Origin of the sequence: Paenibacillus illinoisensis NBRC 15959, from assembly GCF_004000925.1 — a bacterium.
GTDB classification, from domain to species: domain Bacteria; phylum Bacillota; class Bacilli; order Paenibacillales; family Paenibacillaceae; genus Paenibacillus; species Paenibacillus illinoisensis.
This window is the reverse complement of record NZ_BIME01000001.1, coordinates 888,282-913,970: the sequence shown is the minus strand read 5'-3', so window position 1 is coordinate 913,970 and position 25,689 is coordinate 888,282. Positions and strand designations below refer to the sequence as shown.

19 protein-coding genes are annotated in these 25,689 nt (G+C 47.9%); 13 read left to right on the top strand and 6 right to left on the bottom strand.

All coding sequences use genetic code 11. The annotated features are described in order from the left end of the window. Nucleotides 1-23 precede the first annotated feature (23 nt). The 3 genes from PIL01S_RS03945 to PIL01S_RS03935 all read right to left on the bottom strand — a co-directional run bounded on the left by PIL01S_RS03945 (nucleotide 24) and on the right by PIL01S_RS03935 (nucleotide 3,669). On the bottom strand, nucleotides 24-701 hold the full coding sequence (locus PIL01S_RS03945; protein ID WP_127536318.1) for a tetratricopeptide repeat protein: 678 nt from the start codon (nucleotides 699-701) through the stop codon (nucleotides 24-26). Between the two features lie 17 nt (nucleotides 702-718). Further along, nucleotides 719-2,692 (bottom strand): elongation factor G, encoded by a 1,974-nt coding sequence (locus PIL01S_RS03940; protein WP_127536316.1) that lies wholly within the window; start codon nucleotides 2,690-2,692, stop codon nucleotides 719-721. A 107-nt stretch (nucleotides 2,693-2,799) separates the two neighbouring features. Next, nucleotides 2,800-3,669, bottom strand: coding sequence for an AraC family transcriptional regulator (locus PIL01S_RS03935; RefSeq protein ID WP_127536314.1), 870 nt, complete (start codon nucleotides 3,667-3,669; stop codon nucleotides 2,800-2,802). Nucleotides 3,670-3,867: 198 nt separating this feature from the next. Here PIL01S_RS03935 and PIL01S_RS03930 point away from each other — a divergent pair, with 198 nt between their 5' ends. Further along, nucleotides 3,868-5,385: a tagaturonate reductase gene (locus PIL01S_RS03930; protein WP_127536313.1), complete on the top strand. Its 1,518-nt coding sequence runs from the start codon at nucleotides 3,868-3,870 to the stop codon at nucleotides 5,383-5,385. Next, nucleotides 5,382-6,896 (top strand): UxaA family hydrolase, encoded by a 1,515-nt coding sequence (locus PIL01S_RS03925; protein ID WP_127536312.1) that lies wholly within the window; start codon nucleotides 5,382-5,384, stop codon nucleotides 6,894-6,896. Before PIL01S_RS03930 ends, PIL01S_RS03925 begins: the two co-directional genes overlap by 4 nt. A gap of 175 nt (nucleotides 6,897-7,071) precedes the next feature. On the opposite strand, the gene PIL01S_RS03920 is transcribed toward PIL01S_RS03925, so the two are convergent. The 3 genes from PIL01S_RS03920 to PIL01S_RS03910 form a co-directional block, all read right to left on the bottom strand. After that, nucleotides 7,072-7,752 carry an AlkZ-related protein gene (locus PIL01S_RS03920; RefSeq protein ID WP_127536310.1) on the bottom strand — a complete coding sequence of 227 codons (681 nt, stop codon included), beginning with the start codon at nucleotides 7,750-7,752 and terminating at the stop codon, nucleotides 7,072-7,074. Between the two features lie 17 nt (nucleotides 7,753-7,769). Next, the gene (locus PIL01S_RS03915) at nucleotides 7,770-8,741 is read right to left on the bottom strand and encodes a helix-turn-helix transcriptional regulator (protein ID WP_127536309.1); all 972 of its coding nucleotides are present in this window, start codon (nucleotides 8,739-8,741) and stop codon (nucleotides 7,770-7,772) included. A gap of 444 nt (nucleotides 8,742-9,185) precedes the next feature. Beyond that, nucleotides 9,186-11,213 carry a beta-galactosidase gene (locus PIL01S_RS03910; protein WP_127536307.1) on the bottom strand — a complete coding sequence of 676 codons (2,028 nt, stop codon included), beginning with the start codon at nucleotides 11,211-11,213 and terminating at the stop codon, nucleotides 9,186-9,188. Nucleotides 11,214-11,362: 149 nt separating this feature from the next. Between PIL01S_RS03910 and PIL01S_RS03905 the strand changes: the two genes are divergently transcribed. The 11 genes from PIL01S_RS03905 (at nucleotide 11,363) to PIL01S_RS03855 (ending at nucleotide 25,654) form a co-directional block, all read left to right on the top strand. Next, entirely contained in the window at nucleotides 11,363-12,199 is an 837-nt protein-coding gene (locus tag PIL01S_RS03905) for an AraC family transcriptional regulator (protein ID WP_127536305.1), read from the top strand. Nucleotides 12,200-12,393: 194 nt separating this feature from the next. Continuing rightward, nucleotides 12,394-13,185 carry an alpha/beta hydrolase gene (locus PIL01S_RS03900; protein ID WP_174818658.1) on the top strand — a complete coding sequence of 264 codons (792 nt, stop codon included), beginning with the start codon at nucleotides 12,394-12,396 and terminating at the stop codon, nucleotides 13,183-13,185. Nucleotides 13,186-13,233: 48 nt separating this feature from the next. Next, nucleotides 13,234-13,896, top strand: a complete 663-nt coding sequence (locus PIL01S_RS03895) for an SGNH/GDSL hydrolase family protein (RefSeq protein ID WP_127536304.1) — start codon at nucleotides 13,234-13,236, stop codon at nucleotides 13,894-13,896. A gap of 14 nt (nucleotides 13,897-13,910) precedes the next feature. Continuing rightward, nucleotides 13,911-14,801 (top strand): SMP-30/gluconolactonase/LRE family protein, encoded by an 891-nt coding sequence (locus tag PIL01S_RS03890; RefSeq protein WP_246058079.1) that lies wholly within the window; start codon nucleotides 13,911-13,913, stop codon nucleotides 14,799-14,801. 353 nt (nucleotides 14,802-15,154) lie between these two features. Further along, complete coding sequence (locus tag PIL01S_RS03885; protein WP_127536302.1) at nucleotides 15,155-16,684, top strand: response regulator transcription factor; 1,530 nt, start codon at nucleotides 15,155-15,157, stop codon at nucleotides 16,682-16,684. An 18-nt stretch (nucleotides 16,685-16,702) separates the two neighbouring features. Beyond that, nucleotides 16,703-18,475, top strand: a complete 1,773-nt coding sequence (locus tag PIL01S_RS03880; RefSeq protein ID WP_127536301.1) for a sensor histidine kinase — start codon at nucleotides 16,703-16,705, stop codon at nucleotides 18,473-18,475. A 364-nt stretch (nucleotides 18,476-18,839) separates the two neighbouring features. Further along, nucleotides 18,840-20,123: an ABC transporter substrate-binding protein gene (locus PIL01S_RS03875; RefSeq protein ID WP_371859916.1), complete on the top strand. Its 1,284-nt coding sequence runs from the start codon at nucleotides 18,840-18,842 to the stop codon at nucleotides 20,121-20,123. A gap of 146 nt (nucleotides 20,124-20,269) precedes the next feature. Then, on the top strand, nucleotides 20,270-21,157 hold the full coding sequence (locus PIL01S_RS03870; protein WP_095287984.1) for a carbohydrate ABC transporter permease: 888 nt from the start codon (nucleotides 20,270-20,272) through the stop codon (nucleotides 21,155-21,157). Then, nucleotides 21,150-21,980 (top strand): carbohydrate ABC transporter permease, encoded by an 831-nt coding sequence (locus tag PIL01S_RS03865; RefSeq protein WP_127536299.1) that lies wholly within the window; start codon nucleotides 21,150-21,152, stop codon nucleotides 21,978-21,980. Before PIL01S_RS03870 ends, PIL01S_RS03865 begins: the two co-directional genes overlap by 8 nt. 164 nt (nucleotides 21,981-22,144) lie before the next feature. Next, the gene (lacZ, locus tag PIL01S_RS03860) at nucleotides 22,145-25,192 is read left to right on the top strand and encodes a beta-galactosidase, LacZ type (protein ID WP_127536298.1); all 3,048 of its coding nucleotides are present in this window, start codon (nucleotides 22,145-22,147) and stop codon (nucleotides 25,190-25,192) included. A 156-nt stretch (nucleotides 25,193-25,348) separates the two neighbouring features. Further along, complete coding sequence (locus tag PIL01S_RS03855) at nucleotides 25,349-25,654, top strand: hypothetical protein (RefSeq protein ID WP_127536297.1); 306 nt, start codon at nucleotides 25,349-25,351, stop codon at nucleotides 25,652-25,654. Nucleotides 25,655-25,689: the final 35 nt, after the last annotated feature.

The window sequence follows — 25,689 nt, the reverse complement described above, 5'->3', positions numbered from 1 at the left end:
CACTTGTCGACATATAGGGTTGCCTACAATCCGCGCTTGCGGAACCAACTGCGGACAGCCCAGCGGCGTTCCTGGCGCTTCTTGTATTTTGGCAGGGAGCGGTAGACGTTCAGGGATTGCTCATAGGCATGCTTGGCATCTGCGGTGCGTTCCAGTGAACGGTAGACGGAACCCAGCAAGTAATAAGCTTCACTCGAGGATGAGTGGATATCCTGGAATTGTTGTACATATGTCAATGCCTTGTCTCGATCTGACTCCTTAAAGGCATTGGCTAAGGTTAGATAAGGCTGACCATACTTAACTCTTGGATTGATGTCGAGAGCCTGCAGGATATGCCGCTCACCTGATTCCATGTGACCAAGGTGAAGTTCTGTCGTTCCCAATGCCTCCCAGTATTCGGCAGATTGCTCATAGGGACGTTCAAGCTCAAGAAGCAATTCATAAGCTTCGTTATAACGTTTGCGTTCGATCAGAAGTCTGGCCAGGTCAAGCTTGGAAGAGACTTCATTGGGACTCATCGCAATCTGCTGACGCAGCCGTGAGATCGTACGCATGCGTTTGATCGGTTTCATAAAACTGGGGAACACCCCGACATAGCGACGATCCAGGAAATACAGAATAATGAGAAGAATCAGAACAGCCAAAAACGGATTGCCAACAATCCGCCATAGAAGGCCGAATATCAAAAATTTAATCAGCACAACAAGTTCAACTCCGTTTATGATGTTATCGCATTACGAACGCTTAAAATATATTTGGATTGATCCAGCGGATTTACGCCTCTGCGCTTGCGCAACGGCTTCACATCCGGAGGGCAATCCTGATACCCGGCAAAAGAGGTGACAAGTACACCCCGTCCCCCGGTCTCAGAGCGGAGCTTCACCGGATAATCCATGGAAGAGGCTAGCGGAATCTGCCCTTCCACAATACATCTCCCGCCGCCAATAACAGGAGCTTCAAACGTTGCTCGCATATGCACAAGATCGCTTAGAGCCTTGCCTCCGTATTCTTCCGGTACCGTTAAGCGAAATTGCAGAAGCGGCTCCAGCAGCTTAGTACCTGTACGAGCCAGGCCATCCATGATTCCCATCGGCGTAGCAACGACAAAGTCCAGCGGATGCGTATGCCAGACATGATGCTCTCCTTCGACAAGCGTGACCTTCAGATCGGTGACTTCCCAACCGAACATGCCCTGAGACAGGGCCTCTGGTACACGTCGCTGTACTTCATTTTGATACCGCAGCAGCAGTTGGTCTGTTCGAACGGTGGATTCATAGATCAGACCGCTTCCGCGTGGCAGCGGCTCCATTTGGAAGCGAAGAATGGCCCAGCAGGGTTTAGGCATCGTATAGGCGATGAACCCTTCACCTGGAGCGTTTAGCGTTTCTTTGTAAATGACGGAAGGCGGGTCGAAAACAACTCCCAGTCCAAAACGACTGCTTAACAAGCTCGACAGGATCTCAAGCTGAATGGTTCCCATGACTTTGAGGTGCAATTCCCGATCTTCTGGAAGCCATTGCAGGTCAAGCAGCGGGTCCTCATCGGTTAACTCCTGCAATGCAGCAACAAGGTCGGGGTAACGAGCCGGATCCTGGCCGTGTACCTGTACTGTCAGCAAAGGCACTGCCATTTGGTGCATGGGAGGAACGGCGTCTGGATTTCCTATAATGTCACCTACATGCGTCTCGCTTAGACCGTAAAGAGCGGCGATCTGTCCGCTGTGTACTGCTCCGGTATCTGACCATTTGCGACCATCCATCTGGCGGATTTGAGTCACTTTTTCTTCCAGTCCCCTGGTCGTGTTATAGATCGTGTCCCGGTTGTGAATGCTGCCTCCGTACATGCGAACGTAAGCTGTTCGTCCCATCGTTTTGTTCCGTTCAATTTTGAATACGACCCCCGATACTGCAGGATCCTCTGTGATTGCAGGAGGTGGAAGGAACCGGGTAACCGCATCAAGCAGTTCGGATACCCCAATCCCTTTCCCCGACGCACCAAAACAAACCGGAAATATCTCGCCTTGATGCACCAGCTTGCGGAATGTTGAATCGATCTGCTCTGATGGCAGAGGGACTTCATTAATGTAAGATTCCATGATCTCTTCATCCAGTTCTGCAATCATCTCAAAGAGTCCAGGAATCGTTTGCTGATTCGCCTGATCATGCCATAAGGAATGAACACCGTTGAATGAATCCTCATCCATTACGCAGGATTGTACCGGGCATACAAATGGAGAGAATGTGGAGTGAACCTGTTCCATAATGGCTGCTGCAGAGGCGCCAATCCGGTCCATTTTATTGATATAAATAATGGTGGGGATGCGAAGGGATCTCAAGGCGTGCCAGATGGTCTCACTCTGGGACTGAATCCCTTCCACAGCTGACAAAATGAGAATGGCACCGTCCATTACACGCAGGGAACGTTCAACTTCAGAGCTAAAATCGATATGTCCCGGGGTATCGACGAGGTCGATCACGGTATTGTTCCATGTAAGGGAGGTCATGGCTGCCTGTACGGAAATTCCGCGTTCTCTCTCAATGTCCAGGGAGTCCGTAGCTGCCGTACCGTCATCTACCCGGCCGGGGCTGCGAACAATGCCGCCATGATATAACATATGTTCTGTTGTGGTTGTTTTGCCTGCATCTACGTGAGCAAAGATACCGATATTTCGGCGATTGAATTCGTTATGCATGGGATCTAAAGCTCCTCTGACCGAAGAAACGTATCGTTTCTGACATTGTTATTCCGTTTTATCATACCACAAGGGCCGTATGGAAGAATATGTTACACTTTTGCAAATTAACCATTCATCGTTCTGCGGTAAGCCGCAGGCGTGGTGCCCGTAATTTTTTTGAATTGCCGATAAAAATGGGGCAGGCTCTCAAAGCCGCAGGCATCCGCTACAGATGCCATGGTGTCATCGTTCCGAAGCAGATGTTCCTTCGCCATGATCACCCGGCGGGCTAGGGCATAATCGGTTAGCGTCATGCCGGTATATTTTTTGAACGCCCGGCTGAAATGGGCAGGGGATACTGCTGCCTGAAGAGCAAGGTCTGACAAGGAAAGGCCGCTCCGAAGTTTATCGTCAATATTGGACAGGGTGGCTGACAGCCAGCTCGGACCGGAACTGGAATGAACAGAGCGGGCAGGACCGGCGTCCTCGAGACGTTCAAGAAATATGAGCAGCAGTTGAAGCCGAAGCAGGGCTGCATGGGCGCTTAGCTGATTCTCCATCTGGAATTCGGCATGGATTTCTTCAATAAACGCAGTCACTTTGGCTTGTTCCTCCGGGGTCAGGTGTCTTTTATAAACCCTGCGTCTGCGGCATCGCTCGAACAGGGAGAGCAGGACTGAAGCACTGCCTCCTGCAGCTGCAGTCAGTAATCCGGGACTGAAAAACAGAGCTGAAGAGGTTACAGGATTAATCTCGTCCGGCAAAGCCCGGTGTACTGTACTGCCAGGAATGATGAATAAATCCCCTGTCTGCATGTCTTCAAGACCCGTATCTATAAAAATGGTCCCTTGACCGCGATATACGTAAATGATTTCATGCCAATCATGCAGATGATCCGGCAGTTCATTCTGGGGAGCTTTCGTATCTGCATAGACCAGTCGAAAGGGAATGCCTGAATCTGACTGGATGGTTGTGCGAACGGGCGAGCGTGCCATAAGGACTCCTTTCTAAAGCTAATTAATACACGGTAGACCACGCCTGGTCATGAAAGAGTATATTTAACGCAATATAAGCAATTTAATTTCCTTTTTTTGATGATACAATGAATTTAAAGCGTTTTCAATTGATGGGTATAACAGATGGAATCGGATTCGGATTCGGATGATCACAAATAAATGATGAGGTGAGTGTGCATGTCAGCGAGCACCAAACGACCAAGACTCAAGCTGAATCTGTTGGGAAACGACGGGCAGCGAAAGTGCAAGGAAATCATGGATCGTCCCGTAAAGGTACTGCAGATTGGAGAAGGTAACTTTTTGCGGGGATTTGTGGACTGGATGCTTCATGAGAGTGCTAGACAAGGCAAATTTCATGGCAGTGTGGTGGTTACCCAGCCAAGGCCAGGGGGCAAGGCGAAGCTGGAGCAGATCCGGGATCAGGATGGACTGTACACCATGATTACCCGAGGTCTTTCTCAAGGTAAAGCCGTGGAGCGCACCGAGATGATTTCGATCTTTTCCCAGTGCATGAATCCTTATGAAGAATGGCAGGCATTTTTGGAACTGGCCGAGCTTCCTTCACTGGAGTTTGTTATCTCCAATACGACGGAGTCGGGATTAAAATATATTCAGTCGGATTACGTGGAAGGAGAGCCTGTTTCTTCATTTCCAGGCAAGCTGACCGTGTTTCTCCATCAGCGTTATGTACGGTTTGAGGGTGATCCTTCGAGAGGATTAATTCATCTGCCATGTGAATTGCTCGAAGGGAATGGTGATGTACTGCGCAGCTGCGTATTGCGTCACAGTGAGGACTTCGGCTATTCCGATGCATTCCGTAATTGGATTAAAGACCATAACCTGTTCCTGAACAATTTGGTTGACCGAATCGTGACGGGTGCGCCAACTCAGGAAGAAGCCGAAACTTTGGCAGGGCGCTGGGGTTATGAGGATCAACTGATTAACACGGCAGAGCCTTATCATTTCTGGGCCATCCAGGCTGATGAGGGACTGGACAAGAGATTGCCGCTGAAGCAGGCTGGACTCAATGTTCACTGGGTCAAAGATCTGAAGCCTTATCAGGTGCGAAAGGTTCGTATTTTGAATGGCGCACATACCTTGATGTCCTCTCTTGGCATTCTTCAAGGCAAGCAGTATGTGAGGGAAACGATGGAGGATCCCGAATTTGGACCATGGATCAGGGAAGCCGTGCATCAGGAAATTGTGCCTGCGCTGGATATGCCGGATCATCAACTTGACCAGTACGCTGAAGAGGTATTCGAACGATTCCTCAATCCCTATATCAATCATAAGCTTCAGGATATTGCGTTAAATACCATTGGCAAATTCAAGGTGCGTGTTCTGCCTACCTTATTATCTTATGAACAAACTCAGAACAGCTGGCCGACACGCCTGGTTCGTGGGTTTGCCGGACTGTTGTTATTGTACCGCCCGGTGAATACGTTAGACGGATACCACGGACATCGCTTCAACGGTGAATCCGTTGTGCTGAGGGACGACCCGGATGTTCTTGCAGCCCTAACTGCACACTGGGAGAACTATGATTCACTCCGAAGGGACCGGCAGCAGTTGAACGACAGGCTGGCTGCCGTATTGTCGGACTCAACCATTTGGGGAGAGAATCTGAATGAGCGAAGAGGACTGCGCGAAGCGCTTCTTGATGAGATCGTTTTACTGGAAGGTGAGACGGAATGAATACAACAAGTACAACGCATGACTGGATTGCCATACAGCCGCAGGATGATGTGATCATAGCTCTTCGTGATTACACAAAGGGAGAAACGGTCAACCTCCCTGACGGGGTTTCATTTACACTGCTTGATGATGTGCCCAAAGGGCATAAGATCGCTGTACATGGAATCGAACCAGGTGATGATGTCCTGAAATATGGTTTCTCCATCGGCATTGCCAAGGAACGGATTGAACAGGGGAACTGGATTCATAGCCATAATCTGAAAACAGGGCTGCATGGCTTGCTGGATTATGAGTATCAGCCTGGTGCATCCGTTCAAGCCGATATGCCCCCGGAACATTTACGGACATTTGATGGCTATTTGCGCCCTAATGGAGAGGCAGGCATACGCAATGAAATATGGATCGTTAATACGGTAGGATGCATCAACAAGGTGTGTGAGGCACTGGCACGTATGGGGCAATCACAGTTCGGCAGCAGGGTGGACGGCGTGTACCATTTCCCTCATCCATTCGGCTGCTCGCAGCTTGGCGATGATCTGAAGTATACCCAGCAGCTGCTGGCTTCCCTCGTCGAACATCCAAATGCAGGCGGTGTATTGGTTATTGGATTGGGCTGTGAAAATAATCAGGTCGACCAGTTCCGCGAATGCATCGCACCTGAATATCAGGGGAAGGTTCGTTTTCTCAAGGCACAGGAAGCAGATGATGAACTTGAAGAGGGTTTGCGCCTGATGGAAGAGCTGGTGGAGATTGCCGAGCTGGAACAGCGCCAGCCGCTGCCACTTAGCAAGCTCAAAATCGGATTGAAGTGTGGCGGTTCAGATGGTTTATCCGGCATCACTGCTAATCCGCTAGTGGGCTCGGTTGCCGATATGCTGGTTGCTGCAGGAGGGACAGCCATTCTGACCGAAGTGCCAGAGATGTTCGGGGCAGAGACCATTTTGATGAATCGGGCTGCAAATGAACAGGTTTTCGGTGATTTGGTGGATTTGATTAACGGATTCAAGCAATACTTTGTAAACCATGGGCAGAACATATATGAGAATCCTTCCCCTGGTAACAAAGCCGGTGGCATAACGACACTTGAAGAGAAATCATTGGGTTGTACTCAAAAAGGCGGTCGTTCTTCCGTCGTTGATGTGCTTCGTTATGGAAAACGTGTAACCCAAACCGGCTTGAACATTGTAGAGGCGCCTGGTAATGACTTGGTGTCGGTCACGGCATTGTCAGCTGCAGGTGCTCACATTGTACTGTTTACCACAGGAAGGGGAACCCCATTCGGAGGTCCGGTACCTACGGTCAAGATCGCAACGCAATCGGATCTGGCGAACCGAAAAAAACACTGGATCGACTTCAACGCAGGTCAACTGCTCGAAGGCCGGACGATGGATGACGTGAAAGTTCAGCTCTTCAGCCAGTTGATTGACATTGCCTCAGGACGTGCTCAGACACTTAGTGAGCAGCATGGTTTCAGGGAAATTGCCATATTCAAAGATGGTGTAATCCTATAGGTTATACATTCCTTGATTTCTTGGCATAGCATATCTTTATAGACTCATTAAAAATCCCGGTAGGCAATGGTGATTTGGCCTCCGGGATTTTCGTTGTGTACAGATATAAACTCAAAATCTCAAATGGTCTATTTCTATTGGTGGATTGTATCTTAATTAAGTGCAAGATGTCGGTCTAAACGATGCCAAACGCCTTTTTGATTTTTACCAGTCCAGCCTCAGTCGTGTGTTCAACGAGCTTGTCCAGTAAAAGTTCACGTGCTTCTGTGATGCTGCCGTTAAAGGGTTCAATACCCTGACGGCTCATCCAGTGACCTGCCGTCTCATAGGAAGAACTGTTCCAGGCCACCTTGCCTTCTGCAAGACCTTCCTTTTCCTTGGTTCCGCTAATGACAACGACTGTACTGCCTTGAAGATCCAGTAGCCCTTGGTCAAATGCCTTCTTATCTTCCTTGGCGCCGAAACCAGCCTGTGAACGTAATGCCCGTCCATCAATGCCTTCCTGATCTTCGATTCGCTCATAGAGCTTGAATGCGTCACGGGAGAGCAGGCCGGCATCATATTGCTCCTGGATGGTTCTGCTGTCAGATAGCAACCGGTGCACCCAAGGGAAACATTCACGCGAGATGAGGATCGCTTTCTTTTTGACAAATTTGCCGTATGCAGCAGCGCCTTCTTCAGCCAGGCGTGAACGCCACAGCCAGGGATCGAGAGGAGATTCGGTATGCCAATTTTCCGATGGCGTTAACGAAGACAGAGAAGGAAAGTCAGGAAATAACGGTGCGAGTGGAAGCAATCCCGCTGTCTGTATACGCTGGGCAGCTTCCTCATAGGTTACAATCGGCTCGGTAATCATGGTTAAGGCATCTCCTTTTATGTAGTTGTACAGGAATTCGGGTTAGTGCTCACATACAGTCGGTACACGTCCTCGGCATGCTGCCTGATCTCGCTGCGGAGTTCCTCGGGTTCAATGACTTCGGCTTCACGGCCCAGACGATAAAAGAAACGAACAGCCCACTCCCATTGGTCTGCTGGACAGAGGAAAGAAAGCTCCCAGAGATCCGGGGCAATCTCTGTCAATTTCTCACCAATGTGCCTGTCTTGTTCTGCCTCAACCATGGCGCAGTAGCTTAAACGTGCTCTGATACGAACGGCAGGTTTTGCCAAAGGGCGAGGCTGGCTCAATTCACGCTCGGCATCTATCGTTAACTGTTTGGTTTTGGAGGAGTCAATAGACTCAGCTTCCAGAATCCGGTCTACTCGAAACACACGCTGTTCCCCATGTTCCTCCGAATATGCATCACAGTACCAGAATCCTGCAGAAGCATAAATGCGAATCGGACGGATCTGGATCCAGCGCTGGCGTGCAGCCGAACGATACAGGATACGCAACCAACCGTGTTCAGGAATGCATGCAAGGAGCGGTTCCAGATGCTGAAGAATATAGTTGCGCTCCGGGATACAGTGATTCAGCTGTTTGAGCATGGGGTCGATCCGAGCCATGACGTCATCCGGAATAATGCCTTTGATTTTATCCATAACCGTCCAGCGTTTCTCTTGAAAAGGTGTATCTGCATAATGGCTAATTCCCTCAAGAGCGAATATGAGCGTTGCTGCTTCCACCGGATCCAGCTGCAGTGGCGGCAGCACATAACCCTCCATAAGCCGAAAGCCGCCACCAGGGCCGGAAATTGCAATAATCGGCACGTTCATCTCGGAGAGGGACTGGATATCTCGCAAAATGGTACGACGGGACACTTCAAACTTGTCTGCCAGTGAATGTGCTGTTTCCAGTCCGTGCTGTAATGCCATGACGATGGCAGCAAGCCGATTTATTTTGTTCATGTCAGCCACTCCGTTTCGAGAGTTAGGCCGCCGGAAAGGTTGCCGGAGTGCTAAAGCCATTATAGCAGCCAATTAGTGACATCTTGGGTGTCACCAATCATATGTACACCTGAATTTATGCTGAGTAATGGTGGGAGAGGGAGCGCTTTTCCGGCATGGGCCCTTATAATATGTGTCTCGTCCAAATTCGCCCTATGGAGTAATATTTCCTTCTCACCAAAACTCCATAAATGTTGGCAAAAAACCGTATCCGGTTATACGGATACGGTAAGTAGCAGTTAGGATGATGATAAGAAGCTTATATCTAGCTTAATCGATTGAGATTCACGTAATTTTTAAGAAAAAGCATGATTGTTAAGATTAATCGTAACACGTTGTATCGAATGATTACCTATCGTTCTGTTTTTTGTCTTTTTCAACATGATAGGGTCACTGCATCTTGACTCACTTCATCTCAAGCAGCTGAACACCGCGGCCCTCAATCTCCACACTACCCGAGAGTTCGCGATCCGTTAAGAGGTCCTGTGCCTTACCATTTCCAAGTTCATACGACTGAGTGGTCGCATTGTGGTTCATGACGAAGAGGTACTGCTTGCCGTCTTTTGTACGTGCGCTTACTTCCACACCATCTGGTGTTTCGAGCAAAGGGTGGATGTTTTTGGCTGCCGCAAGCTGTCCCAGCAGGCCATCCAGGAAGCGTTCTTCCGGATCGGAAGCCACATACCATGCTTCACCCTGACCGAACCTGTTGCGGGTTACGACAGGCATGCCTTGATAGAAATCATCTCCATACTCGGCGATAACTTCAGCACCTTCACTGTGCAGCAGGTCACACAGCATGCCGCATTCATATTTGCTTTGAAGATCACCATACGTGTCTTTCAGCACGATACTGTTCTTCTGCTCAGGGAGCAGAGCGTCGATCTCTTCGACCCAGATGCCAAGCAGCTTACGAAGTTCACCTGGATAACCACCTGTTGTGACGAGGTCACTCTCATTGACAATGCCGCTGAAGAATGTGGTCAGGAACGTTCCGCCGGCTTCAACAAACTTCTCCAGTTTGGCGGCAAATCCCGGTTTGACCATATAAAGTACCGGAGCAAGAACAATATCATACTTGCTAAGATCGGTATCCACGCTGACAATATCCACTTGGATATTGCGGCGGAAAAAGGCGGCGTAATATTTGTGAATTTGATCCACATAATTCAGGGCAACGGTAGGACCGCTGGATTTCTCGATGGCCCACCAGTTATCCCAGTCAAACACAATCGCCACTTTGGATTCCACCGTAGCATCCAGTGTTTTGTCACCGAGCAATTGCAGCTCCTTGCCAAGCTGGGCGACTTCGCGGAATACACGTGTATTCTCGTGTCCGACGTGCTCGATGACCGCACCATGATACTTCTCGCATGCACCGATGGAGCGGCGAAGCTGGAAGAACATAATGGTGTCCGCGCCATGTGCGATCGTCTGATAGCTCCACAGTCGCATTACCCCAGGACGCTTCAGCGAGTTGTACGGCTGCCAGTTTTGCTGGCTTGGTGTCTGTTCCATAAGCATGAATGGCTGACCATCTTTCAGCCCGCGCATCAGATCATGTGCCATGGCAGTGAAGCTGAATGGGGTGGCAAGACCCGGATAGCTGTCCCAAGAGATGATATCCATATATTTGGCCCATTTGAAATAATCAAGCTGCTTGAAGAATCCCATCAGGTTCGTTGTTACGACGGAATCAGGGACATGCTTCTTGATCGCATCATATTCCAAACGGTAACAATCAAGCATGCTGTCGGAGTTGAAGCGGGAGTAATCAAGGGAAATGCCTTGGAATGTCGAGTTGTTGTTACCCCAGTGCTCACTCAGATTGCTTGGCAGAACGATTTCGTCCCAGTCATAAAAGGTGTGGCCCCAGAAGTTGGTGTTCCATGCTTGATTGAGCTGATCCAGCGTCTTGTAACGCTCTTTCAGATACACACGGAAGGCTTTCTCGCAGTTGTCGCAATAGCAGTCTCCGCCGTATTCGTTGGAGATGTGCCATACCAGGACAGCAGGATGGTCTTTGTAGCGTTCCGCCAGTTTATCGGCAATTTTCTCGGAATATTTGCGATAGGTTGGGCTGTTTGGACAGGAATTATGGCGTCCGCCGAATTTGCGTTTGCGTCCGTCTGCATCCACACGCAGTACATCCGGATATTTTTTGGCCATCCACGCAGGATGAGCAGCCGTGCTGGTAGCAAGACAAACGTAGACACCGTTTTCATAGAGACTGTTAATTAATTGATCCAATTCTTCAAATCTATAGGTTACCTCATCAGGCTGAATCAGAGCCCAGGAGAAAACGTTAATTGTGGCAATATCAATCCCTGCCAGTTTAAACATGCGCAGGTCTTCAAGATGGGTCTCGTGATCCCATTGTTCAGGGTTGTAGTCACCGCCATAGAACATTTTGGGTAATTTGCTGCTAATCAATATATTCACCTCTTGTATAAGAATAATTGTATATTATATGATTCAAATAGCTTTTAAAATATAAGAAAAGTAATGATTCATATAAGAATATGGAAATGAGAGAAGCAGCTGTGTATTGGCTGGACGCTTACCATCGAGAGGAGAACACCATGTTAATCTCACCAACACATCGAAGATATTTCATGACGCCGCGCGAAGAGCCGCTCCCGCTGTATATCGAAAGCATTGGTTATAACGGCAATCAGGAGAACGTTCTCCGACCTGCAGGCTATCCTTGTTATCACTGGCTTCAGACGGTGAAAGGTGCTGGGGAGTTCCATTTTGCTGGTTCAACTGTAGTCCTCGGTGAAGGCTCCGGAATTCTCCTGCCTCCGAATGAGCCGCATGAATATGTACCTTCAATAGGGGAGTGGGAGACGCTCTATATAACGTTTGGCGGATCCCAGTGTCCGGCGATTACCGAGGCACTTGGACTTGGAGAGGCGGCACTTCATCAATGGGATGCAGGAAGCCCGCTGGAGAACTACGGCAGGGAGGTGCTGGGTTCCATCAGCAGCGACCAGGACTTGTCCGGGCTGGAAGCTTCCGCCGATATGTACCGCTTTTTGATCCTGCTCAAGAAACACGGCATGACTGGCAGCAGGTCATCCATCTCGCATGCCGTGGAACGGCTAGCACCGCTCATTGCATTCATGGACCAGCATTATGCGGATCCCGATATAGGTCTTGAACAGATGGCTGCCGTGCCAGGAATTACACCAAGGCATTTGAATACGTTATTTAAACAATCATTTGGCATGACGGCCTACAGTTATTTTATTCTTCTGCGGATTCGCAAATCCAAGGAATGGATGACAGGGAACAGCAAATTGACTGTGAAGGAGACGGCTGCGCGCGTCGGGTTTCGCGATGCGAGCCATTTTGTAGCGACATTTCGGCGAATTGAAGGTGTAACACCTGAGCAGTTTCGAACGTTATATTTATAGCGAAGTAGGGAGGGGTACGGCTCTTGATTACGATATCTGACCGTGTTTCTTCCCCGCGATGAGCCTATGAACAAAAGTCATGCCAGGAAGGTATTGATGCATGGGGGCAGTTGCCGTATGATGATATCGATTCCTTCAATTGGAAAACGAAAGCGGATGATCGTATCCGTTCTACTAAGAGAGGATGATAGAAGTTGACAACAACAACCATTCCATTATGGGATCACGCAGCACCTCATGCGGCTAAAGGGCATGAAGAAGAAATGCCCCACCTTATCCCTTTTATTCAGCCTGGTTCCGAGAGCGCTGTCATTGTCTGTCCCGGCGGCGGTTACGGGTTTCTCGCAGATCACGAAGGAGCCCCAATTGCCGAATTGCTCAACCGCGCTGGTATTAGTGCATTTGTGCTGAAATACCGCGTAGCGCCACACCAGCATCCGGCACCACTATCCGATGGTCAGCGTGCCATTCGATATGTACGCGCCCATGCCCAGGAATTTGGTATCCATCCTTCCAAAATTGCTGTACTCGGCTTCTCTGCAGGCGGCCATCTTACAGCTACACTTGGTACCCTGTATGATAAGGGACAGCCGAATCACGAAGATCCGATTGAGCGTGAAAGCTCACGTCCGGATCGGGTTATTCTCTGTTATCCGGTTATAACGATGGAATCATACGGACATGCTGGTTCGCGCGAAAATCTGCTGGGACCGGATGCCTCGCCTGAACAGATTAGAGCATTTAGCGCAGAGCAGCAGGTTAAAGCTGACGCACCTGAAGCATTTATCTGGCATACGAGTGACGACGAGGCCGTGCCGGTCGAGAACAGTTTGCGTTATGCACTTGCATTGGGTGCCCAAGGCATTCCTTATGATCTGCATGTATTCGAAAAAGGATCGCATGGTCTGGGCCTTGCTGAAGATGATCATGCCGTTCGGGCGTGGTCGGATCTGTTGCTGACTTGGCTCAAAAATCAAGGATGGTAACCGTTTACCCCTCATTTTAATGCGCTATAGGGCGAAGGAGATACGACTATGAAATTGCAAAAGAATGACAAGCTGCTCTTCATCGGTGATTCCATCACGGACTGTGGTCGTGAACATCCTGTAGGTGAGGGCAGTTCAGGACTCGGACATGGTTACGTTGCACAGGTATACGCACTTTTACGTTCCATTTATCCGGAATTGATGCTGCGTATTCAGAATGTGGGTAATAGTGGGAATACCATTCGTGATTTGAAGCAGCGTTGGGACCGTGACGTTATTGATCTGAAGCCCGATTGGTTGACGATCATGATTGGCATTAACGATGTATGGCGTCAGTTCGACCGTCCATTTTCGACAGATTCGCATGTGTTTTTGGAAGAGTATGAATCCACTTTGAGAGAACTTGTGGCTTCTGTTCGCCCCAATCTAAAAGGACTTGTCTTGATGACCCCTTATTACCTGGAGGCCAATCCCGAAGATCCTATGCGCGCGACGATGGATATCTATGGCGAAGCTGTGCGTAGGGTAGCGAATGAGTTTGATGCCATTTTGGTGGATACACAGGCAGCCTTTGTCCCGTTCTGGGATCATTTCTATACGTCAGTCCTGACTTATGACCGTGTTCATCCAGATGCAACAGGCCACATGATTTTGTCCAAAGCATTTTTGGATGCCATCGGTTTTGAATGGTCAGGCGGCGCCAAATCATAAAAGGATGTGATTGCTTGAGCAAGCTTAACATTGCAGTACATACCCCGGCACGGCTGGGGGAAGGTCCAAGCTGGGATGCAGAACACAATCGTTTGTTATGGGTGGATATCGAAAGTTACAAGGTACATGTCTATGATCCTCAAACAGGGCAGGATCAGGCTTACGATGTAGGTGAACATGTGGGTGCTGTTGTTCCCTATCGCGGCGATGAAGTTGTTGTGGCACTCCGAAGCGGGTTCCATACTTACCATCTGAGCACGGGAGAATTGAAGGCAATCGAGGATCCCGAGAGCGACAAAACCACCAATCGATTCAATGATGGGAAATGTGATTCCCTTGGTCGGTTCTGGGCGGGTACAATGAGTTTGCATGATGAAAGTAAAGCAGGCTCATTGTATTGTCTCGAGGAAGGCAAACCGGTTCGAACCATGGTTCGAGATGTGTCTACCTCCAATGGACTGGGCTGGAGCCCGGATGAGCAAATGATGTACTATATCGATACCCCTACACGTTCCATTGACCGATTTGATTTTGATCTCGCAGCAGGTGAAATCACGAATCGGACAAGTGTTATTTCGGTACCGGAGGACTTTGGTTTTCCTGACGGAATGACGGTGGATAGCGAGGGCATGTTGTGGGTTGCTCATTGGGGCGGCGCAAGAGTGACACGGTGGAACCCGCACAACGGAGAATTGCTGGAGCAGATTGAAGTACCTGCAGACCAGGTAACCTCCTGTTGTTTTGGCGGGCCTGACTTGGAGGATCTCTATATCACAACCGCCCGAATAGGCATTAGTGAGGAACGTTTGGTGGAGACGCCCGATGCCGGTTCTGTCTTTGTGATTAGGCCTGGTGTTAAAGGGCAGAAGACCCATGCGTATGGCAGTGTGCATCAGGCCGATTAACTCACAGCAGGAATTTCAATGTACGATGAAGCGTTTTGGTTTGTTCAAGTAATCATTGAACTTTAAGTAGATCGTAAGATATGATGAGAAGTCCTGGAACACCGATTGTCTTTAGGTGAACCATGGCTTCTTTTTTTGTCGAATAATAGTGTAAAATGAATGAGTGGATTTTCTTTCAGGAATACGTCTGACTTTCAATTTCCATTGATTTAACAACGATTATGGGATATAAAGAGAGAACCAAAACTTTAAAATTGTTGTAACCGCTAACACGGGGGAGCCGTTATATCCGATATAAAAAAGGTATAACCTGTAGAGACATAGAGGAAAGATTAGACAAGGGGGTCGCGATCATGAACCGGTTGTGCAAGGTGCTGATTGTTGACGATGAGTTTCTGGTACGCCAGGGGATCAAGCATCATATGAATTGGGAATCGGAAGGATTCCAGATTGTCGGAGAAGCATCCAATGGTGAAGAAGGCCTGGAACAGGTACGTTTGCTGAAGCCTGACATCGTCATAACCGACATTGTGATGCCAATCATGGACGGTGAAGCATTTGTAAGAACGCTTAAAGCGAGCCAGCCGCAGATTGAAGTCATTGTGCTCAGCAGCTTCAGTGAATTCGAATATGTGCGTTCGACGCTTCAGCACGGAGCTGCAGATTACATTTTGAAACCAAAGCTGGACACCGACGAGCTGCTGCAGGTACTTCAGCGAACGGCCGGAAAAATTCCTGAACTGCAGTATGAGCCCTCAAATGAAGGGTGGAAGCTGGGACAGTTCATGGAGAAGATGCTATCCGGTTTTGCATTGGAAGACGAAAAAGATATGGCTATGGTCAGGGATACGTTTCCTCATCATTGTTTTCGCCTCCTTGTTTCTGGGAAACATTCGCACTTGAGTCAGAAGGATACCGAAAGCAAGCTGCTAAATTATCTGGCCGATGTGGAATGTGCCATGGTACCGGTAGAGAGTGAAATGCCTATATTCCTTCTGAATGTAGACCCTGCCAAAGAGGAGTGGATGGTCGGGCGGATCAAAGAGATGGCCATTGAAAATGGAGCAGGCATCAAAGGACCCAGCTGGGTCTTAAGTGACAGCTTTACATCTTTTGACCAGATGGGTGAAGTGTACCGTAATCAACTCATTAAACTCATGGAATATCGTTTTTATTATGAGGACCGTTCAATTCTTGTCTTCAGCGAACTTCCACCACTGCATACGGCAGGTTATCAGTTTAATGTTAATATGTTTTTGCAGCACGTGAAGCGGAATCGTACCGAGTCAGCCAGGGAGTATCTGAAAGAGCATGCCCTTACCCTGGGACGTGACTACATTGCTGATGTGTTCGAGATCAAATCCTTTTTGGGCAATCTGATTTTCAACGTAACGATTACCCTTGCGGATATGGACGTACAATCTTCGGCTCTGGAAGAGAGCAAGTATACTTATTTCAAAAACGTGGACGGAGCTTCAAGCCTGAATGAAGCCATGCAGGTGCTTGATCAGTTCATGCTGGAAGTGCAGGAATGCACGGCTGGTGATGGAGGTAAACGCAGTGACCCCAATATGAAGATGCTGCTTGAATATATGCATGAGCATTTCGATCAGCCGCTCGGTCTCGCTGAAGTGGCGAAGCATTTTCATTTTAATCCATCGTATCTATCCAGTTATTTTTCATCACATAAAAAAGAAGGATTCAACGAATATCTGAACAAAATTCGCATTGAGAAGGCAGAAGAACTCTTGCGATCGGATGATGTTACCATTTCCGAAATCAGCAGCATGGTAGGCTATTCGGATCACAGCTATTTCTGCAAAGTGTTCAAAAAATTTACCGGACTGTCACCAAGCCGATATCGTCGGAAATTCTGGGCATAAAGTCAGAAGGAAAAGATCATGAAGAAATGGATGAACGGATTATCACGTCTCGGATTGTTTCCCAAGCTGTTTCTCGTCATGGTGGTAAGCATCGTTCTCGTTTCCGTACTTATTTTATGGACTACCGTCCATATGTCCACGAAGCTGTTTACCGAGACATTTAGCATCACAAACTCCAAGGTGCTTAGTCAGATTAAGACCACCTTCGAATCCTTTAATGATGCGATTGCGGCCGTCTCCAACAACGTAAGCCAAAGCGGGGCAATTCGCGGCTATCTGTCGGAGGGAGAGGGGGATTCTCTCACGATGGCCAAGTCCTATTATAATATGAGGGAATCGATGGACCGTATCCAGTCCATTATGGAATCCTATGAGGTTGGCATTACGATTAGCGGAATTAATGGGCGTACCTATTCTACGGACCGGTCCCACCTGAGGATGTCGCTGGAGGAGTTGAGAGAACTGCCAATTACGATCGACGCTGTGGAGACACCGAATCGGTTGATTTTTGATGATTACCGAACGGACACCGACGTTGGCACGCAGCAGATGATCTCAGCTACCAAAGCATTGGCGGATCGGACCCAGAGCCGGATTTACGGAACGCTCTATGTAACCATCAAAGAGAATGTGTTCCGTCAGTTTTACAGCAGTTTCACGAGTAGAGGCAACGATGTGGTCATCCTCAATGAAAATGGGGAAATTGTGTCTTCCAACCGGGAGGAATGGATTGGTACGAAACAGCTGGATCTTCTATCTTACGCCAGACAAATGGCCACGAAGAGCAATAATAATGGTATAAACGCAAAGGTAATGGAGCAGGACAGCGTAGTCCTGTCCGAATATCTGCCGTTTTACCGTTTCTATATTATTAATGTCGTTGATAAGAATCAGGCTGTGGGACAATTGCTTGATCTCAAAACCATTGCCTTGATTTGTGCAGCCATTGTGGCTGGGGCGCTTGTACTGGTGTTTCTAATCACCAACCAGATTACAAAGTCGCTGCGCAGGCTCGTGAAGCAAATGTCCAATATTACGAAAAGCGATCTCGATAACTACATTCCGGTTAGTGGAAGTTATGAGAGCAGGCAGCTTGGTCATGCGTACAATTACATGCTTGACGAGCTTCATGACTATGTGGATCAGCTCGTATTGACCCAGCGGGAACAGCGCAATGCAGAACTTGCGGCATTGCAAAGCCAGATTAATCCTCATTTTCTGTATAATACTCTGGCTTCGGTGAAGGTACTCGTGCAGCAGGGGAACAAGGATCGGGCAGCAGAGACGATCAACGCATTGATTGCCTTACTGCAAAATACGATCAGCGATGTAAGCGAGACGGTCATGGTAGAGCAGGAAGTGGAGAACCTGAAGAACTATGTCTTCATCAATCATGTCCGTTATGGTGGACGAATCAAAGCGGCCTTCTATGTAGCTCCCGACTGTAATCACTACCATGTACCCAAACTTGTCATCCAACCGTTTATTGAAAATGCCTTTTTCCACGCCTTTAACCGCAAAGAGACCGGGACCATTCATGTTCTCGTCTCACGGGCAGGGGAAACGCTGATATGCGAAATCATGGATAACGGAGATGGCATTGAAGGGTTTTCAATGGGGGAATCTTTGCCTAATCCCAAAAATAATCGGCAGCTGTTTAGCGGCATTGGTATTCGTAATGTACATGACCGGATTGAACTGCTGTATGGTGCCCCTTATGGTGTGACCATTATGAGTACACCAGGCGAGGGGACAAGAGTGACGGTGACACTTCCTCTGATTACAAGCTGAAGAAATGGCACGGATGCAATATGAGCTTACAAACGAACACGGATCAAAAGTCTTTCTGTGGAGTGGTTCCACACGAAGGGCTTTTTTTATTTTGATAAATGAAAGCGGTTTTTTGCTTTAATGGTAAAATTTTTGGCTCGATCTACTCCGAAATCAAAAGGAATTACCAAAAAACAAATTTAATGCAAACGGTTTCTGTAAAGGTTTTCATTGTGGCAATAAGATGACAAATCCGTACAAAATTATTACTAACGAATGCCGATTTGGGAATGATAAGATGAATACATCGAAAGCAACCGCTTTCAGAAAACGCAAACAAATTACACACAAAGAGGTTGAAGGGGAGTTGAATGATTTGAAAAAAATGTGGGTATTGATGCTCGTTACTGTCCTGCTGTTGTCCGCATGTTCTTCCGGAGGAGGAGGCAACACGGCTAGCGAGGGTGAGAAAGCATCCAATGAGATTACGATCTGGGCATGGGACCCATCGTTCAACATTGCTGCATTGAATACAGCAAAAGAAGCTTACGCTAAAGATCATCCTGATGTAAAAATCAACGTTGTTGAATACGCACAAAATGATATTATCCAAAAACTTAACACAGGTTTGAACTCGGGAACAAGCAATGGTCTTCCAAACATCGTACTAATTGAAGACTACCGTGCACAAAGCTTCCTGAATGCTTACCCTGATGCCTTCAAGGATCTGTCTTCCAACTTCACGGCTTCTGACTTTGCCGATTACAAATTGGGACCGACAGCTTATGACGGCAAACAATATGGTGTTCCATTTGACTCCGGTGTAACGGGTCTCTACTACAGAACAGACCTGCTGGAGCAAGCTGGTTACAAAGCTGAAGATCTGCAAGACATCACGTGGGATGACTACATCCAAATCGGTAAAGATGTTAAAGCAAAAACAGGTAAAGATCTGATCACTCTTGATCCGAATGACCTGGGTCTGATTCGTATGATGATTCAATCCGCTGGTTCATGGTACTCCAAAGAAGATGGAAAAACACCTAACCTGGCTGGTAATGAAGCGCTGAAAGAAGCATTTGTTACCTACAAAGCAATGATGGATGCCAATGTGGTTAAACTGAACTCCGACTGGAGCCAGTTCGTAGCAGCATTTAACAATGGTGACGTAGCCACGATCCCGACAGGTAACTGGATTACACCATCCGTTCGTCAAGAAGCATCCCAATCCGGTCAATGGGCGGTAGCTCCGCTTCCTAAAATGGCTGGTCAACCAAACTCTGTACATGCATCCAACCTTGGAGGAAGCTCCTGGTATGTCATGAACAATGTTCCTGGTGCAGATCAAGCTGCAGACTTCCTGGGCAGCACGTTTGGTTCTGACAAACAATTGTATCAAGACCTGCTGAACGGTATCGGCGCAATCGGAACATACAAACCGGCTACTGAAGGTGAAGCATTTGAAAAAGCAGATGAGTTCTTCGGTGGACAAAAAATCTTTGCAGACTTCGCAAAATGGACTGAAGAAATCCCTAGCGTAAATTACGGTATTAACACATATGCAATCGAGGACATTCTGGTTGTTGAAATGCAAAACTTCCTGAACGGCAAAGCGATCGACGACGTTCTGGCTGATGCACAAAAACAAGCTGAAGCTCAATTAAACTAAGATGATCCACGGTAACTTATAGAACCCAAGGAAGCATCGGAGCCGTTCCACCGTCTGGCGAAGCAAACAGCCGACCGGACATGGTGGAAGGCTCCATGGGTTCTATCCATGTTGCATGGAGAGAGAGGAGCCATACTGTGAAAGCCATGAATACAGGAGACAGTCTCCAAAAGAAAAATAATTTGACTGGATGGGCTTTTATTTCGCTCGCTGTCATTGGGATCGTTGCATTCTACTTCTACCCGATGCTGCAGGCACTGCTCTTATCTTTCAAGTCTGGCGTGGGTGCCAATCTTGAATTTACGGGGCTCGATAACTATAAAAGATTGTTTATTGATACAACATTCCGTACAGCCGTATCGAATACATTTTTGTATCTGATCATTCAAGTCCCTGTCATGATCATTCTCGGATTGTTCATTTCCGTTCTGTTGAATGACAGCACACTGCGCTTCCGCAGCTTTTTCCGTACTGCAATCTTTTTGCCTTGTGTAACCTCACTGGTTGCCTACTCTGTTGTATTCAAGTATTTGTTCTCTGCAGATGGAATGGTCAATCAATTCCTGATGAATCTGCATGTCATTGCTGAACCGATTCAATGGATCACCGACCCGTTCTGGGCTAAAATTACGATCATAATCGCCGTAACTTGGCGTTGGACCGGATATAACATGATTTTCTATCTGTCTTCCCTGCAAAATATCGATCAATCGATCTATGAAGCAGCACGGATTGATGGTGCAAATGCATTTACTCAATTTTTCAAAATTACAGTACCATTGCTCAAACCGATTATTCTGTTCACGTCCATTACATCAACGATTGGTACCTTGCAAATCTTTGATGAGATCATGAACATCACCAAGGGTGGACCGGGTAATGCTACGATGTCCATCTCGCAATACATCTATAACCTTTCGTTCAAATATTCACCGGACTTCGGATATGCGGCAACCGTTTCGTATTCCATCGTGCTGATGATTATTGTATTGTCCATCATCCAGTTTAAAGTGGCAGGTGATAAAAATGGCTAAGAACAAAGTGAAACGCATTTTCACCTATGTATTCCTGTCCCTTGTGGCCTTCATATCGATCTTCCCATTTTTCTGGATGCTCGTCAGCTCCACGAATGCTTCGGTAGATGTCACCAGAGGCAGACTGTTACCCGGCTCGGCTTTCCTGGATAACTTTACGAAGCTGCTGGATACGACCAATCTGGTACAGGCACTTGGCAACTCGGCCATTGTATCCGTTATTTCCACAGTGCTTGCGCTGTTGATTGGTTCCATGGCTGGTTACGGCTTTGAAGTGTACCGGACAAAATCACGTGACATCGTCTTCAACATCCTGCTGCTTTCCATGATGATTCCGTTCGCAGCCTTGATGGTACCACTCTATCGGATGTTTGCAACCATCTCGGGAATTGCACCGTTTATGGGTATTAATACGATGGCCGCAGTGATTCTGCCAACCATCACAACAGCATTCCTGATCTTCTTCTTCCGTCAGAACACCAAAATGTTCCCGAAAGAGATGCTCGAAGCAGGCCGGATTGACGGTCTTAGCGAACTGGGTATCTTCCTGAAGATCTATATGCCTACAATGAAAACAACATATGCGGCAGCTGCGATCATTACATTCATGAGCAGCTGGAATAACTACCTGTGGCCACTCGTTGTGCTCCAGACACCAGATCAACAAACGATTCCATTGCTGATCTCCAATCTCGGCTCCAGCTACTCGCCGGATTATGGGGTGATCATGACAGCGATCGTCATCGCCACGCTGCCTACAGCATTAGTGTTCTTCATTATGCAGAAACACTTTGTCGCTGGTATGGTTGGTTCTGTGAAATAAAGAAATAGTGGATGTCATCTGAAAAGACTGATGTAGAAAAAAAACGCAGAGGACACCAGCAATGGTGTACCTCTGTCTTTCTGTTTGTTATTGGAAGAGGAAATACAGGTTTGAATCTTGAATAATTCATACTATACATTTCGCACTAGAGGGAGAGAGAGCCGATGAAAGCAACACAAGCAGATATCAACTGGCTGGGAAATGTAAGCGTTTTTGAGGTCAACCGTCTAAACGCTTACTCGGATCATCGTTATTACAGCACTATGGAGGAAGCTCAGGCTGCAGGAACCATGAAAATGCGTTATGACCTGAACGGAACCTGGAAATTCAATTATGCCATACGTCCGGATTGTCGGCCGGAGCTGTTCTATCAATCGGATTACTCCTGTGAAGGCTGGGATGACATCGAAGTGCCTGGTCACATTCAGCTTCAAGGATATGGCCAAATTCAATATGTAAATACACAATACCCTTGGGATGGACTGAACGAACTGCGTCCGCCAGCACTGCCACAGGACAAAAATGCAGTTGGAAGCTATATTCGGACGTTCCACCTGCCATCAGGATGGCAGAACAATCCGGTATTTATTTCCTTTCAGGGAGTGGAATCCGCATTCTATGTGTGGCTTAATGGACAGTTCGTGGGATACGGTGAAGATAGTTTCACTCCATCGGATTTCGATCTGACGCCGTTCCTTCAGGATGGAGAGAACAAACTGGCTGTGGAAGTATATCAACGCAGCACGGGCAGCTGGCTGGAAGACCAGGATTTCTGGCGCTTCTCCGGCATTTTCAGAGACGTATATCTCTATACGGTACCGGCAGCACATATTCGGGACCTGCGTGTGGTAACGGACCTGGACCAATCTTATACCAACGGTACGCTGAACCTCGATCTGAAGCTGGAAGGTAAAGCTGCTGCGGGAGCACGAGTTGAAGCTGAGCTGCGCGATGCTGAAGGGAACGCTTTGAGAACATTTGGTGGTGTGGAAGTTACGAATGGTCTGGTTAGTCTTCGAGAAGAGTTCGGCAAGGTAAACCTATGGAGTGCAGAAATACCGTATTTGTATCGTTTATACATCCGTGTATATGATGCTGCAGGTCAGCTGGTTGAAGTGGTTCCTCAGTCCGTTGGTTTCCGCAAATTTGAAATGATCGATAAAGTGATGCATATCAACGGTAAACGCATTGTATTCAAAGGAGTTAACCGTCACGAGTTCAACCCGCGCCGTGGCCGTGCCATTACCAAAGAGGACATGCTCTGGGATGTGCGTACCATTAAACAGAACAATATGAATGCGGTTCGTACATCACATTATCCGAATCAAAGCTTGTGGTATGAATTGTGTGACGAATACGGATTGTATGTTATTGATGAGATGAACCTGGAGACACATGGTTCCTGGCAAAAGCTTGGCGCCGTTGAGCCTTCCTGGGTCATTCCTGGAGATAAACCAGAGTGGCATGACATTGTCATGGACCGGGCTGTATCCATGGTGGAGCGTGACAAAAACCACCCGTCCATTCTGATCTGGTCGTGTGGTAACGAGTCACATGGCGGTGAAGTTATCTATAAAGTATCCCAATACTTCAAATCAGCTGACCCAACGCGTCTCGTGCATTATGAGGGAGTTTTCCATGATCGTCGTTTTGATGAGACAAGTGATATGGAGAGTCGCATGTATGCCAAGCCAGCAGACATTGAGGAATTCCTGAATGCGAATCCGACCAAGCCTTACATCAGCTGTGAGTACATGCACGCCATGGGTAACTCCATCGGTGGCATGCACAAATATACGGAATTGGAAGACAAATACCCGATGTATCAGGGTGGATTTATCTGGGATTACATCGATCAATCCATTTACAAGAAAGACCGTTACGGCAAGGAATACCTCGCATACGGCGGAGATTTCGGCGATCGTCCTTCGGACTACTCGTTCTGTGGGAACGGCATCGTGCATGCGGATCGCAAAGTAACAGCAAAAATGCAGGAAGTGAAGTTCCTGTATCAAAATATTAAGTTGTTCCCGGATCGTGAAGGGGTCAAGATCATTAATGGAAACCTGTTTGCAGATACATCAGCATTGGAACTAGTGTACAGCCTGGAACGTGAGGGACATGAAGTGCTGCACGGAACGTTGGAGGTCAATGTACCTGCACAAAGCGAGAAAACAGTAAGTCTTCCGCTGGATACAGATACTCTGGCTGGTGGCGAATATGCGGTTAATGCTGCGTTTGTTCTCAAAGCGGCTACACTCTGGGCGGACAAAGGGGACGAAGTCGCGTTTGGCCAATTTATCTTCACACAAGATTCAGCTGTAACAGCTGCAGAGGATCTGAATCTGACAAATGATATTCAGGTGGTTGAAGGGGATGTGAACATTGGTGTCCGTGTAGGTCAAACTCACGTGCTGTTCTCCAAAGCCTTCGGAACTTTGGTATCCCTCAAACTGTCAGGCCGTGAGACGATTGCTCAGCCTCCTGCGCCATTGTTCTGGCGGGCGACGACGGATAATGATAAAGGAACTGCCATGGGCTTCGAACTTGGTGCGTGGTATGCCGCTAGTCTGCTGCCAAGATGTGTGGAGTGGAAGGCAGAACAGAAACCGGATCAATATCGCATTGAATTCACGTACAAGCTCAACATTTCTGCAGATGTGCAGGTAAAAGTGACTTATACTGTGCGTGCAGATGGAAGCGTGCATGTTCATAACGCCTACAAAGGTACAGCGGGCTTGCCTGACCTTCCGATTCATGCCTTGTCTTTCAAAACGTCACCGGAATATGGCAACGTGGAATGGCTGGCCATGGGTCCGGAAGAAAACTATGCGGATCGTGCATTTGGAGCACGCTTGGGCATTCATGGCAGTAAAGTGGCGGATACGGTTGCGCCATACCTGGTACCACAGGAATCGGGTAACCGCACAGGGGTACGCTGGGCAAAACTGACCGATGATGCAGGACGCGGCTTCAAAATTGAAGCTTCTGCAGCTCCGGTTGAGCTGAACGTATCGCCTTATACGGCATTCGAACTGGAGAACGCACAGCATGCATACGAACTGCCACCAGTACATTACACGGTGGTTACGGTAGCAGGCAAACAGATGGGTGTTGGCGGTGATGATAGCTGGGGTGCGCCGGTTCATCCGGAATATCGCATTGCCTCGGACGGCGAACTGGAATTTGAATTTGTCATTCGTTCACTGTAAGAGTCGTATCCTAATAAATGTAGAACAGGGGTCTCCGTGTATCGGATGACCTCTGTTTTGCTATGAAGAAATGGTCGCACAAGAGTAATTCCATGAAACCGCTACCGAAGCTATTTCGTACTATACGGGACATGGAACAAAGGGAGGGGCTTCATTATGAGCGGAAAGGCAAAAGCAGGTGTCTGGGTTACCGTACTGGCTGTACTCGGTATCATTGTGGGGTGTGTCATCTGGTATTTCAATACGGCTTCGGGTGAGCGGGCGCTGAAAACGATGAGATCCAACAATTCCGGAGGTCTGGAGCGGATCGTTAAAGTGTACAGTGACTCCGGGGAATTGATCCAGACCTATGAGGGGAAAATCGATGTGCAGGATACGGAATATGGCAATAAAGTTCTATTTGATCTGAATGGAAAGCGTGTTGTGATCTACAACGCAACGGTTATTACGGAAGAGAAATAACATGGAAAGAAAGAATATTTCTTGGTAGTCAAAGT

Coding starts and splice junctions, on each gene's coding strand:
- PIL01S_RS03895 (WP_127536304.1), top strand. CDS start 13,234: ATGAAATTGCAAAAGAATGACAAGCTGCTCTTCATCGGTGATTCCATC.
- PIL01S_RS03875 (WP_371859916.1), top strand. CDS start 18,840: ATGTGGGTATTGATGCTCGTTACTGTCCTGCTGTTGTCCGCATGTTCT.
- PIL01S_RS03925 (WP_127536312.1), top strand. CDS start 5,382: ATGAATACAACAAGTACAACGCATGACTGGATTGCCATACAGCCGCAG.
- PIL01S_RS03930 (WP_127536313.1), top strand. CDS start 3,868: ATGTCAGCGAGCACCAAACGACCAAGACTCAAGCTGAATCTGTTGGGA.
- PIL01S_RS03920 (WP_127536310.1), bottom strand. CDS start 7,752: ATGATTACCGAGCCGATTGTAACCTATGAGGAAGCTGCCCAGCGTATA.
- PIL01S_RS03870 (WP_095287984.1), top strand. CDS start 20,270: ATGAATACAGGAGACAGTCTCCAAAAGAAAAATAATTTGACTGGATGG.
- PIL01S_RS03885 (WP_127536302.1), top strand. CDS start 15,155: ATGAACCGGTTGTGCAAGGTGCTGATTGTTGACGATGAGTTTCTGGTA.
- PIL01S_RS03935 (WP_127536314.1), bottom strand. CDS start 3,669: ATGGCACGCTCGCCCGTTCGCACAACCATCCAGTCAGATTCAGGCATT.
- PIL01S_RS03905 (WP_127536305.1), top strand. CDS start 11,363: ATGTTAATCTCACCAACACATCGAAGATATTTCATGACGCCGCGCGAA.
- PIL01S_RS03880 (WP_127536301.1), top strand. CDS start 16,703: ATGAAGAAATGGATGAACGGATTATCACGTCTCGGATTGTTTCCCAAG.
- PIL01S_RS03865 (WP_127536299.1), top strand. CDS start 21,150: ATGGCTAAGAACAAAGTGAAACGCATTTTCACCTATGTATTCCTGTCC.
- PIL01S_RS03855 (WP_127536297.1), top strand. CDS start 25,349: ATGAGCGGAAAGGCAAAAGCAGGTGTCTGGGTTACCGTACTGGCTGTA.
- lacZ (WP_127536298.1), top strand. CDS start 22,145: ATGAAAGCAACACAAGCAGATATCAACTGGCTGGGAAATGTAAGCGTT.
- PIL01S_RS03915 (WP_127536309.1), bottom strand. CDS start 8,741: ATGAACAAAATAAATCGGCTTGCTGCCATCGTCATGGCATTACAGCAC.
- PIL01S_RS03940 (WP_127536316.1), bottom strand. CDS start 2,692: ATGCATAACGAATTCAATCGCCGAAATATCGGTATCTTTGCTCACGTA.